This is a genomic window from Halovivax cerinus, assembly GCF_024498195.1.
Lineage (GTDB): Archaea > Halobacteriota > Halobacteria > Halobacteriales > Natrialbaceae > Halovivax > Halovivax cerinus.
The window spans coordinates 1673452-1690008 of record NZ_CP101824.1; the positions used below are offsets into that span (position 1 = coordinate 1673452).

Annotated in this window: 15 protein-coding genes and 1 pseudogene; 7 read left to right on the forward strand and 9 right to left on the reverse strand. The window is 67.2% G+C overall.

All coding sequences use genetic code 11. From position 1 onward, the window contains the following. Positions 1-13: 13 nt before the first annotated feature. The 3 genes and pseudogenes from NO366_RS07685 to thrC all read left to right on the forward strand — a co-directional run. A pseudogene (locus NO366_RS07685) lies at positions 14-1234 on the forward strand ([LysW]-lysine hydrolase); the annotation flags it as partial. Between the two features lie 209 nt (positions 1235-1443). Continuing rightward, the gene (gene argF, locus NO366_RS07690) at positions 1444-2418 is read left to right on the forward strand and encodes an ornithine carbamoyltransferase (protein WP_256533744.1); all 975 of its coding nucleotides are present in this window, start codon (positions 1444-1446) and stop codon (positions 2416-2418) included. A 420-nt stretch (positions 2419-2838) separates the two neighbouring features. Beyond that, complete coding sequence (thrC, locus tag NO366_RS07695; RefSeq protein WP_256533745.1) at positions 2839-4098, forward strand: threonine synthase; 1260 nt, start codon at positions 2839-2841, stop codon at positions 4096-4098. Between the two features lie 122 nt (positions 4099-4220). Here thrC and NO366_RS07700 read toward each other — a convergent pair whose 3' ends face one another. Next, the gene (locus NO366_RS07700) at positions 4221-4643 is read right to left on the reverse strand and encodes a TM2 domain-containing protein (protein ID WP_256533746.1); all 423 of its coding nucleotides are present in this window, start codon (positions 4641-4643) and stop codon (positions 4221-4223) included. Positions 4644-5158: 515 nt separating this feature from the next. On the opposite strand from NO366_RS07700, the gene NO366_RS07705 reads away from it, so the two are divergent. Then, positions 5159-5572, forward strand: coding sequence for a hypothetical protein (locus NO366_RS07705; RefSeq protein WP_256533747.1), 414 nt, complete (start codon positions 5159-5161; stop codon positions 5570-5572). Positions 5573-5620: 48 nt separating this feature from the next. On the opposite strand, the gene serA is transcribed toward NO366_RS07705, so the two are convergent. Both serA and NO366_RS07715 read right to left on the reverse strand, forming a co-directional pair. Next, on the reverse strand, positions 5621-7198 hold the full coding sequence (gene serA, locus NO366_RS07710) for a phosphoglycerate dehydrogenase (RefSeq protein WP_256533748.1): 1578 nt from the start codon (positions 7196-7198) through the stop codon (positions 5621-5623). A 181-nt stretch (positions 7199-7379) separates the two neighbouring features. Further along, on the reverse strand, positions 7380-7778 hold the full coding sequence (locus NO366_RS07715) for a DUF7979 domain-containing protein (RefSeq protein ID WP_256533749.1): 399 nt from the start codon (positions 7776-7778) through the stop codon (positions 7380-7382). Positions 7779-8032: 254 nt separating this feature from the next. Here NO366_RS07715 and NO366_RS07720 point away from each other — a divergent pair, with 254 nt between their 5' ends. The 3 genes from NO366_RS07720 (at position 8033) to NO366_RS07730 (ending at position 9900) form a co-directional block, all read left to right on the forward strand. Continuing rightward, a complete protein-coding gene (locus NO366_RS07720) occupies positions 8033-8293 on the forward strand; it encodes a hypothetical protein (RefSeq protein WP_256533750.1) in 261 nt (86 codons plus the stop codon). A gap of 53 nt (positions 8294-8346) precedes the next feature. Continuing rightward, a complete protein-coding gene (gene serB / locus NO366_RS07725; RefSeq protein WP_256533751.1) occupies positions 8347-8994 on the forward strand; it encodes a phosphoserine phosphatase SerB in 648 nt (215 codons plus the stop codon). Positions 8995-9480: 486 nt separating this feature from the next. Further along, positions 9481-9900 (forward strand): hypothetical protein, encoded by a 420-nt coding sequence (locus NO366_RS07730; protein WP_256533752.1) that lies wholly within the window; start codon positions 9481-9483, stop codon positions 9898-9900. A gap of 50 nt (positions 9901-9950) precedes the next feature. Here NO366_RS07730 and NO366_RS07735 read toward each other — a convergent pair whose 3' ends face one another. The 6 genes from NO366_RS07735 to bioB form a co-directional block, all read right to left on the reverse strand. Further along, positions 9951-10646 carry a DUF7978 family protein gene (locus tag NO366_RS07735; protein ID WP_256533753.1) on the reverse strand — a complete coding sequence of 232 codons (696 nt, stop codon included), beginning with the start codon at positions 10644-10646 and terminating at the stop codon, positions 9951-9953. Between the two features lie 74 nt (positions 10647-10720). Continuing rightward, positions 10721-11953, reverse strand: coding sequence for a homoserine O-acetyltransferase MetX (metX, locus tag NO366_RS07740; RefSeq protein WP_256533754.1), 1233 nt, complete (start codon positions 11951-11953; stop codon positions 10721-10723). Between the two features lie 331 nt (positions 11954-12284). Then, entirely contained in the window at positions 12285-12971 is a 687-nt protein-coding gene (gene bioD / locus NO366_RS07745; protein WP_256533755.1) for a dethiobiotin synthase, read from the reverse strand. Next, complete coding sequence (locus tag NO366_RS07750; RefSeq protein ID WP_256533756.1) at positions 12968-14185, reverse strand: aminotransferase class I/II-fold pyridoxal phosphate-dependent enzyme; 1218 nt, start codon at positions 14183-14185, stop codon at positions 12968-12970. Before NO366_RS07750 ends, bioD begins: the two co-directional genes overlap by 4 nt. Beyond that, positions 14185-15291 carry a (S)-8-amino-7-oxononanoate synthase BioU gene (bioU, locus tag NO366_RS07755; RefSeq protein WP_256533757.1) on the reverse strand — a complete coding sequence of 369 codons (1107 nt, stop codon included), beginning with the start codon at positions 15289-15291 and terminating at the stop codon, positions 14185-14187. Before bioU ends, NO366_RS07750 begins: the two co-directional genes overlap by 1 nt. Before the next feature lie 80 nt (positions 15292-15371). Continuing rightward, the gene (gene bioB, locus NO366_RS07760) at positions 15372-16520 is read right to left on the reverse strand and encodes a biotin synthase BioB (RefSeq protein WP_256533758.1); all 1149 of its coding nucleotides are present in this window, start codon (positions 16518-16520) and stop codon (positions 15372-15374) included. Positions 16521-16557: the final 37 nt, after the last annotated feature.

Below are 16557 nucleotides of genomic sequence, written 5' to 3' on the forward strand. Positions count from 1 at the left end.
GAGGGACCGACGAATGACCACGCCACCCAACACGCTCGATCCCGCCGCCGCGACTGACGTCTCGCTCGCGACGGCCCGCGAGTTGCTGGTCGACCTGGTCTCGACGCCCTCGGTTTCGGGCGCGGAGGACGCGGCCGCCGAGCACCTGGCCGACTTCTTCGAGGCCCACGACCGCGAGGTGTGGCGCGACGAGGTCGGCAACGTTCGCGCGCCGGCTGACGACGCCGTGCTCTTCACGTCGCACGTCGACACCGTCCCGGGCGACGTTCCCGTCCGCCTCACCGCGGACGACGTGGCTGAAGACGACGCGGTGGCCGGGAACGATGCGGTGGCCACGGCCGACGAGGAACTCGACCTCGACGATGCGGCGACCGTCGCGGACGCGGTCCTCTGGGGGCGCGGAAGCGTCGACGCGACTGGGCCCCTGTGTGCGATGGCCGTCGCGGCCGTCAGGACGGGCTGTTCGTTCGTGGGCGTCGTCGGCGAGGAGACCGACTCGCGCGGCGCCCACCACCTCGTCGCCGAGCGCGACGTCCCCGGCGCGCTGATAAACGGCGAACCCTCCGGCGCGAACGGCATCACGCTCGGCTACCGCGGGCTGGTCGCTGGCACGTACACCGTCTCGACGGCCTCGGGCCACAGTTCCCGTCCGGAGCCGAACGCGATCGAGGACGCGACGACCTGGTGGGCGGCCGTCGAATCGGCCTGTGACGACCTCGCCTCGACCGGCGACGAGACTGACGGCGGGCGCTCGGCAGGCGACGGATCGAACGGTGACGATGCCGGCTCCGTCTTCGAGTCGCTGACGACGAAGCCGACCGCCATCGAGGGCGGTCCCACCGAGGACGGGCTCGCCGTCGAGGCACGCGTCGACTTTCAGATCCGCGTGCCGCCGGCAACGACGATCGATGCGGTCAGGTCGACCGTCTCGTCGGTCACCGACGATTTCGACGGCTCGCTCGAGTGGACCGACGGCATCTCGCCTGTCATGGCGAGCCCGCGCACGCCGGTCGCCCGCGCGCTTCGCGTGGCGATCCGCGAGACGGGCGCCGACCCGCGGCTCCTCCGCAAGACCGGGACGAGCGACATGAACGTCTACGCCGCGGCGTGGGACTGCCCGATGGCGACGTACGGGCCCGGTGACTCCACACTCGATCACGCCCCCGACGAGCGCCTCTCGCTGTCGGCTTACGACCGCGCGATCGCCGTTCTCGACGCCGTTGGCGAGCGTCTTCGAGGACCAGCGTCCAACGCAGCCGCTGACGGTGACACCGATTCGTCGACCGAAGCGGACGACGCGAACACCGAGGCGACCACGCAGCACCCCACTACCGACGCGGCCTCCGCTGCGAATCCCTCCATCCCCGAGACAGACTCACAGACTCCGGATATCGACTCCACCACCTACGATACCGATTCCACTCCCCCAGATACCGATCCCCAATGAGCTACCAGCCGAACACTGACACGACCGACGCGACCGAGAATCCGACCGGCCCGACCACCAGCGACCCGATCCACGTCACTGACGTCGACGACCTCTCGCGAGACGACCTCGCGGCCGTCCTCGACCTGGCCGCGGAGTACAAGACCGCACAGCAACGGGGCTGGACGCACGCCGATCTCTCGGGCCAGACGCTCGGCATGCTGTTCGAGAAGCCGAGTACGCGAACCCGCGTCTCGTTCGAGACGGGGATGACCCAGCTCGGCGGACACGCCGTCTTCCTGGGCGAAGACGACATCCAGCTGGGAAACGGCGAGCCGATACGTGACACCGCACGTGCGCTCTCTCGATACGTCGACGTGATCATGGCGCGCCTGTTCGACCACGCGGATCTCGAGGAACTCGCCCGGTACTCGGACGTATCGGTGATCAACGGGCTCACAGACGATGCACACCCATGTCAGACGCTGGCCGATCTCCTCACCATTCGGGAGGCCGTCGGTCCGTTCGAGGACGTCTCCGTGACCTGGGTCGGGGACGGGAACAACGTCGCCCAGTCGTTCGCTCTCGGTTGTGCGCTCGCCGGGATCGACTGCACGATCGCGACACCCGCGGGCTACGGCGTCGACCACGCGGTCGTCGATCGGGCCGACGAGATCGGAACGCCACCGACGGTAACGACCGATCCCGAGGCGGCGGTCGAGGACGCGGACGTCGTCTACACCGACGTCTGGGTGAGCATGGGTCAGGAAGCCCAGCGCGAGGAGCGCCTGGGGGCGTTCGAGCCCTATCAGGTGAACGACGAGCTACTCGCGGCGGCCCCCGACGACGCGTCGGTGATGCACTGTTTGCCGGCCCACCGCGGCGAGGAGATCACGGACGAGGTCCTCGAGAGCGACCGGGCGCTCGTCTGGCACCAGGCGGAGAATCGCCTTCACGCCCAGAAGGGGCTGCTCGGCTGGCTTCAGCCGTGATGGGTTCGCCTCGTCGATCCGACAGGGATTGCGACCAGCCGGCTTCCGGTATCGCGGGCGGAGGTGTATTACCGTCAGTCATCCGTACCGGCGCTGAAAAATCCGCATAGGTTATATATCTGGCGGCCGTTTGGCCACAACGTATATGCAACTCCGATTGATCGTCGCGACACTCCTGCTGATCGGTGGCCCAGCACTGTTGCTGGCGTTGTTCGCAGTCTGAACACCAGCTCGGTTGCCACGCCGGTACACCGGCTGGTCTCGTGAGTCCGTTTCGCGCGTCGATCGACTCGCTCCGCTGAAACCCGTCGACACAGTTTCACACCGTTCCGAGGGGTCCGTGGCGGTGTGCGTCGGTGGCCGGGTCGAGCGCTGCCAGCATCGGCCGACTTTTGGTTCGGGGGTGCGTCGAATCGGTCGATGGATCTCTCGCTGACTGCCGACCCGCCGTCGCCGCCGACGGCCGCCCGCGAGGGCGTCTGGCTCACCTGTATCGAGTGCGGAGCGGCGTTCCCGCCGTTCGACGACGTCCGCTACACCTGCGACGACTGTGGCGGCCTCCTCGAGGTGGGTTACGCCAACCCACCGTCACTCGCGGACGCCGCCGGGACGGGCGTCTGGCGCTACGCTGGCGCCCTCCCACTCGACGGTGGTGTGACGATTCAGGAGGGAGGGACGCCGCTGTACCGCGTCCCTGACCTGGCGGAGGACGTCGGTGTGGAGACCCTGCGGATCAAACACGAGGGAATGAACCCGACCGGATCGTTCAAGGATCGCGGGATGACCGTCGGCGTCGCGGTCGCGCGCGAACTCGGCGTCGAGCGCCTGGCCTGTGCCTCGACGGGTAACACGAGCGCCGCCCTCGCCGCGTACGGCTCGCGGGCGGGCATGGAGACGCTCGTCCTGCTCCCGGCCGGCAAGGTCGCGGCGGGGAAGGTCGCCCAGGCGAGCCTCCACGGCGCGCGCATCCTCGAGGTCGACGGCAACTTCGACGCCTGTCTCGACCTCGTCCAGGCGCTGGCCGACCGCGGCGAGGCCTATCTACTCAACTCGCTCAACCCGTTCCGCTTAGAGGGCCAGAAGACGATCGGCCTGGAGATCGTCGAACGGTTCCGCGCCGACCACGGGACCGTTCCCGACCGAATCGTCCTGCCCGTCGGCAACGCCGGCAACACGGCCGCGCTGTACAAGGCCGTCCGCGAACTCGTCTGGGCGGGCGACCTCGCGGTCGACGACGTGCCGAAACTCACCGGCGTGCAGGCCGAGGGTGCCGCGCCGATGGTCGAGGCGATCGAGGCCGGAGCCGACGCGGTCCGCCGGTGGGACGAGGTCGAGACGCGCGCCACGGCGATTCGGATCGGCAACCCGGTCAACGCGCCGAAAGCGCTGCCCGGCATCCGCGAGACGGGCGGGACCGCCGTCGCCGTCTCGGATACTGAGATCACCGACGCCCAGCGCGACCTCGCCGAGTCAGGCATCGGCGTCGAACCCGCCTCGGCCGCTTCGCTCGCCGGCCTGCGGAAACTGCGCGCCGACGGCGTCGTCGGGAGCGACGAGGAGGTCGTCTGTCTCACCACCGGCCACCTCCTCAAGGATCCTGACGCCGCGGCCGCGGCGGGAACGGATCCGGAACCGGTCCCGGTCGACCTCGACGGCGTGCTCGATCACCTGCTGACGTAACTAGTGGTCGTCGCTCCTGGCGCACCGATTGTCCTTCGTCTGCTGGCATACCTATCGCTCTCCTGGCTGACCCTCGTTGTGAGCGCACCTGAAAAAAAAAAAAAACCGTAGCGATCGACGTATTACGGCTCGATCTTGCCTTCGTTGATCTTCTCGGCCGTCTTGTAGGCGTCGTAGATGCCGTAGATCCAGGTGAGCGGGAAGGTGATCAGGCCGATCAGGACGAACATCAAGAGGACGTTGACCATCTGCAGGACGATGAAGCCGATTCCCTTTCCGATCTGTCCGTTGTACACCTGTCCCAGACCTGTCCAGAGGAACGATGCCGCCGCGGCCAGTCCAGGATTCTTTTCGACGGTGGTCGCACGTTTCTGGCGAACCCCACAGTCTGGACAGATTTCAGCATCTTCCTTGATCACGTTGCCACAGCTCGAACAGAACACTTCGTCGGGGCCTTTCGTCGGTGACGACCCGGTGGAACCGTCGTCACTGCCGTCCGAACCCGTTTCGGGTGTATCCGAACTGACTTCTTCTTCTGAAGACATAACTGGATTATTTCAGGTGTGTTGCTTAACTCTTGTGGCACCCGACGGCGGCGCCGTTCGAATTCACGACAGTGGCGGGTACAAGACATCTCCGGCGGAGATATGTGGGTGTGGTGAGACGGGAACGCGTTACGTTCCACCGTTCAGAACCACTCACGATTCTGTTATTCCGCGGTAGCTTTCCGTCTGCGATACTCGCGAGCGTGTGCTATCGCGACGGTCTCCACGAACCTGACGTCCCCGTGTCGGAGCGGACACCCCTGGCGGTGTGACTCGTCGGCTCGGTTGCGAACGGATCGGGGCCGGTCGATATTTCGTCCCGATCCCCGTCGCTGCATGAGCCCCGCTGGCCCACTGGGGAATTCGCGGAGCCGTCCCTCCTACAGGCTGGGGGCTGTTACCCCACCTCTCAGGTTCATCCGTCCCGTTCGGATCACGGACTCGCCGGTAGAAACCCTGTCTGACGGAGGGCTGACTGAACCTTTTGACCGATCCCGTCGTAGGCTGGTGCCCCGATGGCGCCCCAGTACCACTCCAGCCCACGACCGTGCCAGGAGGCGACGGACGAGACGGAACGCGGCGGTCAGGTACCCACAACCGACGACACCCCCGCGAGCGGCGACACCCCTGCGACCGACGACACCCCTGCGAGCGGCGATGAGGTGGCCGTGACGGTGACGCCGGTCGAGTGCTCGTCCCACGACTCGGCCGACGTCTCCGCGGCGATCGAACGCGAACGATTGCGCGCTCGCACCCGGGCGCTTGAGCGTGAGCTCGTCGCCAGCGAACGCCACCGCCAGGCACTCATCGAACGGTACGAATGGGTGTTAGCGGAACGGGAATCGGACGATTCGAATCGATCCGGCACGACGACGCATCCGTCCGGGACGGTTCGGTCGCGACTGCGTCGTCTGTTCTTCGGTGAATAAGACGGTGTACTCGCGAACCTCGCGCGTTCGAACGACGTCGGTTCGGCGCTAATCCAGCGTGAGCTCGCGGACGTCGATGATGCGCTCGTCCGCCTCGAGTTCATCGCGGGCCTCGTCGGGGACCTCGCCGTCGACGTTGTAGACGGTGAGGGCCTCGCCGCCGATGGCCTCGCGAGCGTTGAACAGGCCGGCGATGTTGACGTCGTATTTCCCCATGACGCTGCCGATGAGGCCGATGACGCCCGGTTCGTCCGTGTTACGGGTGACGACCATCTTGCCGTGGGGGATCGCGTCGACGCGGTAGTCGTCGATGCGGACGATTCGCGGATCTTCGCCGGCGAAGAGCGTCCCCTCGACGGCGATGGCGGCCTCGTCGTTCGAGACGGTCACCGAGAGGAGATTCTGGAAGTCTTCGGTCTGGCGCGTCCTGGACTCGGTGACTTCGACGCCCCTGTCCTCGGCGATCTTCGGGGCGTTGACGGCGTTGACCTGCCACTCGAGCGGTGAGAAGACGCCCTCGAGCGCGCTCGCGGTGACGAACTCGACGTCCTCGTCGGCGAGGTCGCCCTCGTAGGTGACCTCGACGCCCTCGATGCGGCCGTCGAGTAGCTGGGTGGCGATCCGACCCGCGGTTCCTGCGAGCTCGACGTAGGGTTCCAGCCGGTCGAACGCCGTCTCGTCGATCGACGGGGCGTTCAACGCGTTCGCGACGGGGTCGCCGGAGAGGGCGGCGACCACCTGCTCGGCCGTCGAGGTCGCGACGTTCTGCTGGGCGGCTGCCGTCGAGGCGCCCAGGTGCGGCGTGAGGACGACGTCGTCGACGTCGAGCAGCGGCGAGTCGTCGGGGAGCGGCTCTTCGGCGAAGACGTCGAGGGCGGCGCCCGCGAGCGTGCCCGCCTCGACGGCTGCGGCGAGGGCGTCCTCGTCGACGATGCCACCGCGCCCGACGTTGATCAGGTACCCGCCCGCGAGCGACTCGAGTTCGTCGGCGCCGATCATGCCCTCCGTCTCGGGGGTCAGCGGCGTGTGGATCGTCAGGACGTCTGCGGCGTCGAGACACGCATCGAGATCGACGAGCGTCGCACCCAGGCGCTGGGCTCGCTCTTCCGAGATGTAGGGATCGAAGGCGACGATGTCCATCCCCAGCGCGTCCAGTTTCTTCGCGACCTCCTGTCCGACGCGACCCAGGCCGACGACCCCGAGCGTGGTCCCGTCGAGCTCCGTCCCGAGGAACTCGCTCTTGGCCCACTCGCCGGCTTTCAGTCGGCCGTGGGCCTGTGGGATCGACCGCGCGGCGGCGAACGTCATCGCGACGGTGTGCTCGGCGGCCGCGCGGACGTTCCCCTCGGGGGCGTTCGCGACGATGACACCCTCGTCCGTCGCCGCGTCGATGTCGATGTTGTCGACGCCGATCCCCGCTCGGCCGACGATAGCGAGGTCCTCGCTGGCTTCGAGCACCTCGCGCGTCACCTCTGTTCCAGAGCGGACGATGAGTGCGTTCGCGTCGGCGACCGCGTCCAGGAGCGCTTCGCCCTCGCGTTCGTAGCCCGTCTCGACGTCGAAGCCGGCGTCGCGGAGGACGTCGAGTCCCGCGTCTGCGATAGGATCGGTGACCAGAACCTGCATATCACCTCTCGCTTGCGGGTCGGGTAAACAGTTGCGGAGCGTGCAGCATTGGCGGATGGCCTCGTCGGGGGTTCCGATGGCGAATTTTCGCCCGACTGAGACGATCGTCACCTCTCGTCCTCGCGGTCGCGTGAACGCTCGGTCGAGAGGGAATCGCTCACGCTTCCACGAGCTCGGTCCGTCACTCGAACTCACAGCCCTCGCTCGTGTACGTTACCAGGGTGTATTCCTCGTTCTCGTACGTGACGTTGTACACCGACGTCTCATCGCCATACCGGAACTCCTGGGAGTTTCGACTACTGTTCGAGGTCGTGTAGCTTCCCTGCTCGCGGGTTTCGACGAATACGTGCCGTGCCTCGGAGCTCATCGTATCGTACTGGTACGTTTCGATGGGGTCGGCGTAATTGTCGGCCTCTTCCACGAGGTCGTGGTGCAGCGTACAGTCCGATGGATCATCGGACGGGGACGGCCCGATACCGTAGGGTACCGAGCATCCGGCCAGTACAAGGAGTACACAGACCGCTATACTGGCTGTACACACAGACCCACTATCCCATCCTGGACCGGTATCCACGTTCATATTTTCTCGTACTGTATCAAGAAATAAGTTGCTATTTGGTGATTGATTAGTGGTTGTCTTCGGCGCGTTCTTTCGACATTTCTATAACTTTCCTGGTGCATTCTGGCGATCGAATGCACGAGCTATCACGTGCGTTCATGGATTTCGTCCGGCCGGTGACCATTTCGTTCGAGACGGCGGCTTCCCGTATCGCCTCTGGTCGTCACCGAGCACGTCGTCGACGAGACTGCTTTCCGACTGAAACGCAGGCGTCGATGGCCCACGCCAGTACGTTCTTGCAAACACTCGAGGAACGCGACCTGTATCGATTCGAATCGGCGCCCGAACTGGTATTCCTCGACGCGCGAGAATCGGTTCTGGAGTGGACGGATCTGAACGCCTCGGTCACGGATTTCGTCGTCGCGACGCACGTGGTCGATCTCGGCATCGATCACATCGCCACGTACGATCGCCACTACGACTCCGTCGACGTCGCGACGCTCCCGTACGTCACCCCTCCCGAGCCGAACCGATAGACGGTTTCGCTCGAAGGCCAACTGGTATACCGTCCCCGTTCGAATCCGCGTCCATGCCCCTCGTGGCCTTCGACTTCGACGGGACGCTGTCCGATTCGGAGATGACGGTCCTGCTCGGCGATCGCTGCGGCGTCGCCGACGAGATGGACGCCATCACCGAGCGTGCGATGAACGACGAGATCGACTACGCGACGAGCCTGCGAGAGCGGGCTGGCCTGCTAGAGGGCCTCGACGTCTCAGAGGCCCAGGCTGCGTTCGACCGGGTCGAACTCCGACCGGGCGCGGCCGAGGTGATCGAGGACCTCAACGCGGCGGGCGTGACGACGGCGATCCTCACCGGCGGGTTCGAGCGCGGGGTCGAGACGGCACTCGCCGGCGCGTCCGTCGCCGTCGATCACGTGGTCGCCAACCGCCTTCCGCGCGCAGACGGCGCGTTGACTGGCGAGGTCGGCGGGCCGCTCGTCTCTGGCACGAAAGACGATGCGCTCGATTCGCTCGCAGAGACGGTCTCACTCCCACTCTCCGAAACCGTCGCGGTCGGCGACGGGGCCAACGACCTCCCGATGCTCGCGGTCGCCGGCCTGGCGATCGGTTTCGATCCGAAGCCCGCCGTCGAACCCGCGTGCGACCGCACGGTCGCGACGATGGACGACCTCCGTCGAGTCCTGAGCGACGACGGACTGCTCCCCGCCGAGAACTGACCCCGTCGCCGCCCGACGTCACGTCGCACGACCCCTCGTGCGCGGCCGCCAGACGGCCTATGTCCCGAATATAACTCGTACAGACTCCGGTACCCACATATCTACCATAGCTAGGTCCGGGTGTCGCCTTGAACGAACGGACTACGCCGTGAACGCCGGAGTAATCGCCCGCTGTGTCGCCGTGTCACGCTCTCGCAAGACGGTCGCCTGCTGGGTTCCGTTTCCCGCCCGCATTCGAGTCCAGTAACTGACCGTTACGCATCGTTTCACGTCGTAACGACCGTTTGACCGGCTCCCACCGAATGAGAAGCGGGGCATAGGCGCTCGACGGGCCGTACTATCGGCGACCGGCCTCCCGACCCGTGCGGGTACGAGACAGACTCGCAGAGTCAGGAATTACTACTGATTGCACACTCGGAAGATACCTCGTAACGACGTATTTTGATGGAGAAGCCCTTGTTTACTCCCCGCCACTCCGGTCTCTCGATGATGTGGCAAGATTTCGTCTTCATGATCGGAAGCAGCCTCTCGATCGGCTTTCTGGCACCGACCCTCCGCGATGCGAACGCACGCGTTCCTCTCGGGACCAGCGTTCCCTCGATGACGATCGGCATCGCGTACGGGATCACGTTCGCGACCCTCGGGATGACCTTCTCGGCCCTCGGCGCCTTCGTCACGGGGACGATGTGGTCGCTGGTCGCGATCGCCCGCTCGCCCGTCCCGGATACGGCGGAACCGACCCGTCGCGAGCGACTCCGTTCGGTCGGCGGTGACCTGGTGGCGCGCGTCGTGGCCGAACTGGAACCCGTCCCCGTCGTCGGTGACTACGCCGCGATCCTCGCCGTCACGGACGGTGCGTCCGTCGACGAGCGCTACGACGCGGAGTCCGCGCAACCGGCCGACTGAATCGCCTTTCACGACTGTTCCGTCACGCGAACGTGTGCAGGTCGCTCGCGTTATCGCGGCGCCCGATTCGCGAGCCACAGGCGTCGGCAGACAGCGAGCGTTCCCCCGAGCAGGGCGAGAACCGACGGAACGAGGAGGCCGGCGTACAGCGCGGCGTCGACGACCGCGATGGACAGCTCGCGGGTCGCGTCCGATGGGTCCCCGGTCCCCGGAGCCTCCCACCTCGCGAGCGTCGCGAGGCCGATCGAGAACACGACGTACGGGGGAACCACGAGGAGCGAGGCACCGATGCGCTCGACGACCGAGTCCGTCTCGACACAGTCGGCCACGGCGTACGCTGCGACGACGAGGATCCCGAACACGATCAGCGACGAGACCGCACTGACGCTGAACTCCAGAAACGACAGTCTCGAGACGCCCCCGATCGTCGACGCCGGTTCGCCGTCGACCCGGAGTACTGCACCGAGATTCATCAGGACGACCCAGGCGCCTTTTACCATCGCGTGTGCGGATTCCTGCGAGTCACGACCGTACCCGATGCCGTTCTCGCCGACGAACACGAGCAGAACGGCGAGCAGATACGTCACGCCGTAGGCACCCACGCCGGCGAGCAACCCGCCGACGATCGGAATTCGCCCGTGAACCGACGGGAGCGTCGCCAGCGTATCGGCCGACTCGCCGTCTGCATCGTCCGAGTCGTCGTCGGGAACGGGACCGCCGTGGCGAAATTTCGGTTGCGGGGACATTAGCCTTCGATCATACCTGTCGACAATAAACATTCTGGTGTCGGGTGACCGACGGTGAGGCTGCGACGACAGTACTATTCGCCGAAGAGGCTGCTGTGGACTGGCGCCGCGTGCTCGCCGTCGTCCGATCCGGCGGCGGTGTCTGTCACCGCGCGGCCGGAGACGCCGTCGGCGAGGAAGTCGCGCAGCGGCGGGTTGACGTGTTCCGGTTCGACCAGAAACGCGTCGTGGCCGTGCGACGAGTCGACGACGTGGTGGGCGACGGGCGTGTCCGTCTCGCGAAACCCTGCCGCGATGGCCGCGGATTGGTCGACGGTGAAGTGCCAGTCGGCCTCGAAACTCATGACGAGCGCCTCGCCGTCGAACGCGGCGAGTGCGTCTGCGACCGAGTCGTACCCCGACGCCAGGTCGAAGTCGTCCATCGCCCGCGTGAGGTAACAGTAGCTGTTCGCGTCGAACCGACCGACGAACGTCGTGGCGTTGTAGTCGAGGTACGACTCGACGTCGCGGTAGGGGAAGAAGTCCGCCGCGGGGTCGGGCGGGAACCGCTCCTCGCTCGCCTCACGCCCGGCCGATCGCCGGCCGAACTTCTCCGACATGGACGCCTTCGAGAGGTACATGATGTGGCCGAGCTGACGGGCGAGCGCGAGCCCGTCGTCCGGAGCCGGACGTTCGTCGCCGTAGTAGTCGCCGCCGTTCCAGTCGGGATCGGTCGTGATGGCGCGCCGCGCCACGGCGTCGAGGGCGAGACACTGCGCGTCGAGCCGCGGGGCGGCGGCGATGGGCGCGACCAGATCGACGTCGTCGGGGTACCGGCGGACCCACTCGAGGGCGTTCATCCCGCCGACGGATCCGCCGACGACCGCGTGCAACCGGCCGACGCCGAGTTCGTCGAGCAGCCGACGCTGGGCGCGCGTCCAGTCGCCGACGGTCACCGGCGGAAAGTCGCTCCCGTAGGGCTCACCCGTCTCCGGACTCTCGCTCGCGGGCCCGGTCGTTCCGTAGCACGAGCCGGGAACGTTCGCGCAGACGACGAAGTACTCCGTGGTATCGACGGCCTTCCCCGGTCCGACGGTGTCGCCCCACCAGGCGCGCGCCTGGCCGGCGGTCGATCGATCGGTCGCCGACCGGTCGTCCTCGCGCTCCGGCCGTCTGGCGACGTGCGCGCTGCCAGTGAGGGCGTGACAGACGAGCACCGCGTTGGAACCGGAAAACTCGCCGTACGTCTCGTAGGCCACCTCGAGCGACGGGATGGACTCGCCACACCCGAAGGTGAACGACCCCAGGTCGATCGTCCCCGCCGTCACGGCCGACACCCCGCTGTCGGGCCCCCCGGCTGGACCGATCGCCACAACGCAGCCTCGACGCCCACCGTCTCGCCCGTCAACCGGCCGATGGCCGTCCCGCCCGTGCCCGGGGGAACCCCGACCATCGCCCAGTGTCTCGGCGATCCAGCTGCCTGGGATTCCGAGGCGTTCCGGTGAATCATGTATGTGGTGCATATATCCGTATAGATTAATAACTGGCAGTTACGGCAAGACTCGCTCACATCGAAACGGCGGTTCGGCCGCTGGGCGGTATCGTCACGATCGGACGCCACCGCCTGCCTACTGGCGGGCCCGGGGTGTCGCCCGGCTTTCATCGCGGGAACACAGTCGCATCGAGCGCTGCCCGAACGGCGTCGGGAACGGCGTCCGGCGGGTCCGTCCGGATCGGCGCCAGCGTCCAGACCGGCCGCCCGGTCATCGACGCCAACACGCGGGGGTTCGTACGCTCGGCCGCGTCGGCGCCTTCGTACTCGTTCAGGACGATCCCGTGGACGTCGATGCCGCGGCGCTCCAGCGCCTCGACGGAGAGCGCGGTGTGGTTGAGCGTCCCCAGGCCAGATCGGGCGACAACGAGCGTCGGGAGGTCGAGGTCGGCTACCAGGTCGACCACCTCCTGGCCGTCCGCGAGCGGGACGCGGAGGCCACCGATTCCCTCGACGACGCCGATCGTGGCTGCGGAAAGCGCGTCGCGACAGCCAGCCAGCACCTGCCCGTACTCTAGGCGGTCGTCCGCTCGCCGGGCGGCTACGGCGGGCGCCAGCGCGGGCTCGAGTCGGTGGAGGCAGGTCGCAGCACGCGGGTCGTCGCAAGCGTCGGCGACGAACTCGGCGTCGTCGTCCGGCGGATATCCCGTCTGACAGGGCTTTATCGCCCGTGCGTCGACGCCACACTCGCGAAGCCAGCCGACGAGCCCTGCGGTCACGACCGTCTTCCCGACCCCGGTGTCGGTCCCGACCACGGCGAAATTCGTCGTCGAACCCGGATTCCGATCGCTCACAGTAGTCCCACCTCCTCGCCGGCCGTTTCGAACGCATCGAGGCACGTTCGTACGTCCGCATCTGTGTGAGTGGCCATCGGCGTGACGCGAATGCGGCTGCTCCCCGGCGGGACGGTCGGCGGGCGGATCGCCGTGGCGAGGACGCCACGCTCCCGGACGCGTTTGGAGAGGGCGAGCGCGTCCCGTCGATCACCGACCCACACCGGGAGGATCTGCGTCTCTCCTCGGACGTCGTAGCCCATCGATTCGAGGCCCTCGCGTATCCTCGCGACGTTCTCCCACAGCTGTACGGTTCGTTCGCCGTCACGCGCGATCCGCAACGCTTCGCGGGCGGCCGCGGCGGCCGGCGGTGCCAGTCCGGTCGAGAAGACGAACGACCGCGCCGCGTTGAGCAGGTACTCGACGAGGCTCTCGTCGCCGGCGACGTAGCCTCCCTGGCTCGCAAGCGCCTTCGACAGCGTTCCCATTTGGACGTCAACACGGTCGGCCAGGCCCTCGCGCGTGACGATCCCGCCGCCGTCACCGAAGACCCCCGTCGCGTGGGCTTCGTCGACCATCGTCCACGCGCCGAACGCCTCGGCGACGGCACAGCAGTCGGCCACCGGCGCGACGTCACCGGACATCGAGAACACCGTGTCGGTGACGACGAGCCAGTCCTCGCTCGCCTCGGCGACGCGCTCGCGAGCGGCCATTCGGTCGCGCAGATCGTCGGGATTGCAGTGATCGTACACGATCGTCTCGGCGTCGGCCAGTCGACAGCCGTCGACGATACTCGCGTGGTTCAACGCGTCCGAGAAGATAACGTCCGGGTCGAGCGCCGCGATGGTGCCGACGTTGGCGGCGTAGCCCGAGGAGAACACCAGCGCGCGGTCGGCTCCCTTGCACGCGGCGAGGTCGCGCTCCAGCTCCCGGTGGGCCCCCGTGTCGCCAGTGATCAGGCGGGAGGCGCCGGCGCCGGTTCCGACGCGCCGGGCGCCACACGCTGCGGCGCGCTGGACACGGTCGTCGGTCGCCAGGCCGAGGTAGTTGTTCGACGCGAAGACGAGTCGTTCGGCGTCGGCCGTTGGCCCAGTCGTCGAGTCGTCGACGAATCGCGTCCGTTTCGCGACCGCCGCCGCGGTGTCTAGGTGACGACGCAGGTTCACGTGCTCGCGCTCGCGGAGCCGCTGGTCGAGGTCGAACCCGTGTCCGGTTGCGGCGGGGTCGTCGGCCATTAGAACCCGGGCATCAGTTCCGCCGGCCCGAAGACGCCGTAGTCGCCGGTGCGGTTCCGCCGCACGGCGGCTTTCACGTAACCCAGCGCGGGCCCGTTGACGTTTGCCTCCATACTCGTCGCGTCGTCGAGCTGGAACGTGTTCGTCCCCCGCTCTCCGTCGAAGGTTCGACCGGTGACCCGGACCGTCGTCGTGACCGGCTTCTTGTCCGAACGGACGTCTAACACCCCGCCGACGGTGACGTCGTCGGCGTCACAGATCCCCGCCCGTTCTAAGAGCACGTCGTCGGCGTGTTCCATGTCGTGAAACTCCAGGACGCCGTCGCGGTCGGTTACGAGCGCTTCGATCTCGGCCTCGCTCAGCTCGCGGGCCCGCTCCATGTCGTAGCCGTCGAGGTGGGCGATGTCCTCGCGGACGGTCCCCCGGTTGTCCTCGTAGCCCGACTTGAGCCCGACGCCCCACCGGATCTCGACCGACTCGACCTCGACGAACGACTGGGCAGCGAGCGCGGCCGCGCCCGTGAGAACGCCCGGCGTCGCGCCGGCCCCGCAGACGAACGTGATGCCGGCGTCCACCAGCGTCTCCTCGCGATCGTCGAGCATACCGATGACTCGCGAGCGCTTGAGGACGTCGACGAGAACGCCCTCGTAGTCGGCCGCGGCGAAGCGCTCAGCGACGCGCGGGATGAAGTCGTGTTCCAGGTTCGGCAGCGCCAGCACGACGGCGTCGATACCGTCGCTCTCGGAGATGACGTCGTCGATGGGCGTCTCCGTCGGCTCGCCCTGCTCGGAGGCGACGATGCCGGCGCCGTCGCCGGTCTGTTTGACGCTGCCGGTGGCCCCGCCGGCAGCGTCGTCGGCCGACGCCCCGCCGGCGTCCCTCGACGCGCCACCGTCGGTTTCGACACCGTCGTCGGTCGGTCCGCTCGCGATATTCCCTTCGGTCGCCGCAAGGAGTTCCTCGACGTCGAGTCCGTCGTGGTCGACGGCGACGCCGTTGCGGTCGCACGCCGCGACCGGCGTCAGTCCGTCCTTGTACTGTGCGACCTCGAGCGTTCGTCTGCCGATTCCACCCGTCCCGAGTACGGCGAAGCGTATGTCGTCCATCGTATCTGTCTTTTGTTTGGTAGTTCCGTGGTCGTCGATCGTATCGCGGTTCTGTCGGTCGGCGTCCGGCGGGGTTCGACTCACTCGCCATCCGCGTCGCCGACGCTGGTCGCCGTCCCGGCGGCCGTTTCGACGCGTTCTGGGGTTCCGTCTTCGACGCGTTCGCGCTCTTCCATCTCGGCTCTCGCTTTGACCGACTCCGGGTCGAACTCGTTGACCGCCGTGTTCGGTGCGAGCCCCGCCCGCTCAATCACCTCGATATCCTCGCCGGGTGACTGCCCCGACGTGGTGAGGTAGTCGCCGACGAGGATGCCGTCGGCGCCCGCTTCGAAGGGCCGGTGTTGCTCGTCCGGGTCGAGGTTGACCTCGCGTCCGCCCGTCAGTCGGACCCGCGCCTCGGGATGCAACAGTCGGTAGACGGCGATGGTCGTGAGGATCTCCTCGGTCGTGATCTGCGGCGAGTCGCCGAAGCGATCGCCCAGCGGCGTCCCCGCGACGGGGTTCAGGACGTTCACCGGCAGCGAGGAGATACCGATCTCCTGGAGCGCGATCGCCGCGTCGACACGGTCGGTCGGTGCTTCCCCCATGCCGAGGATGACGCCCGCACAGAGGTCCATGCCGGCGTCCGTGGCGCGTTCGAGCGTCTTCACGCGATCCTCGAAGCGATGCGTGTCGACGATCTCGGGGAAGTACCGCGGGGAGGTCTCGATGTTGTGATTGTAGTGGTTGATCCCCTCTTCGGCCAGGATCTCCGCCTCCTCGCGGGTGAGGATGCCGAGGCTCGCGTCGACCTCGACGTCGGTCTCGTCGCGGACCAGTCGGATCGCCCTGAGGACCTCGGCCCACTCGTCGGGACGCTGGTCCTTCGAGACGCCCTTCTCCGCGACGACGATCCCGAACCGTTGGGCGCCGTCGCGCTCGGCCCGTTTCGCCGCGGCGAGGATCTCATCGGGGTCCAGAAAACCGTAGGTGTCGATCCCGGTGTCGAAGTGGACCGACTGCGCACAGAACCCACAGTCCTCGGCACAGTTGCCCGCTTTCGCGTTGACGATGGAGCAGGCGTCGACGGTGTCGTCGCCGAAGTGCGCCCGGACAGCGTCGGCCGCCGGCGCGAGGTCAGACAGCGGCTGTGCGACGAGCGCGAGCCCGTCGCGCCGGTCGAGTCGCTCGCCGGCCAGGACGCGTTCGACCGCGTCGTCAACCGTCCGGTTTCCAGTCTCGTAAACCACGATGGAGAAGTTGGTTTACGGGATACTAAATATTGTC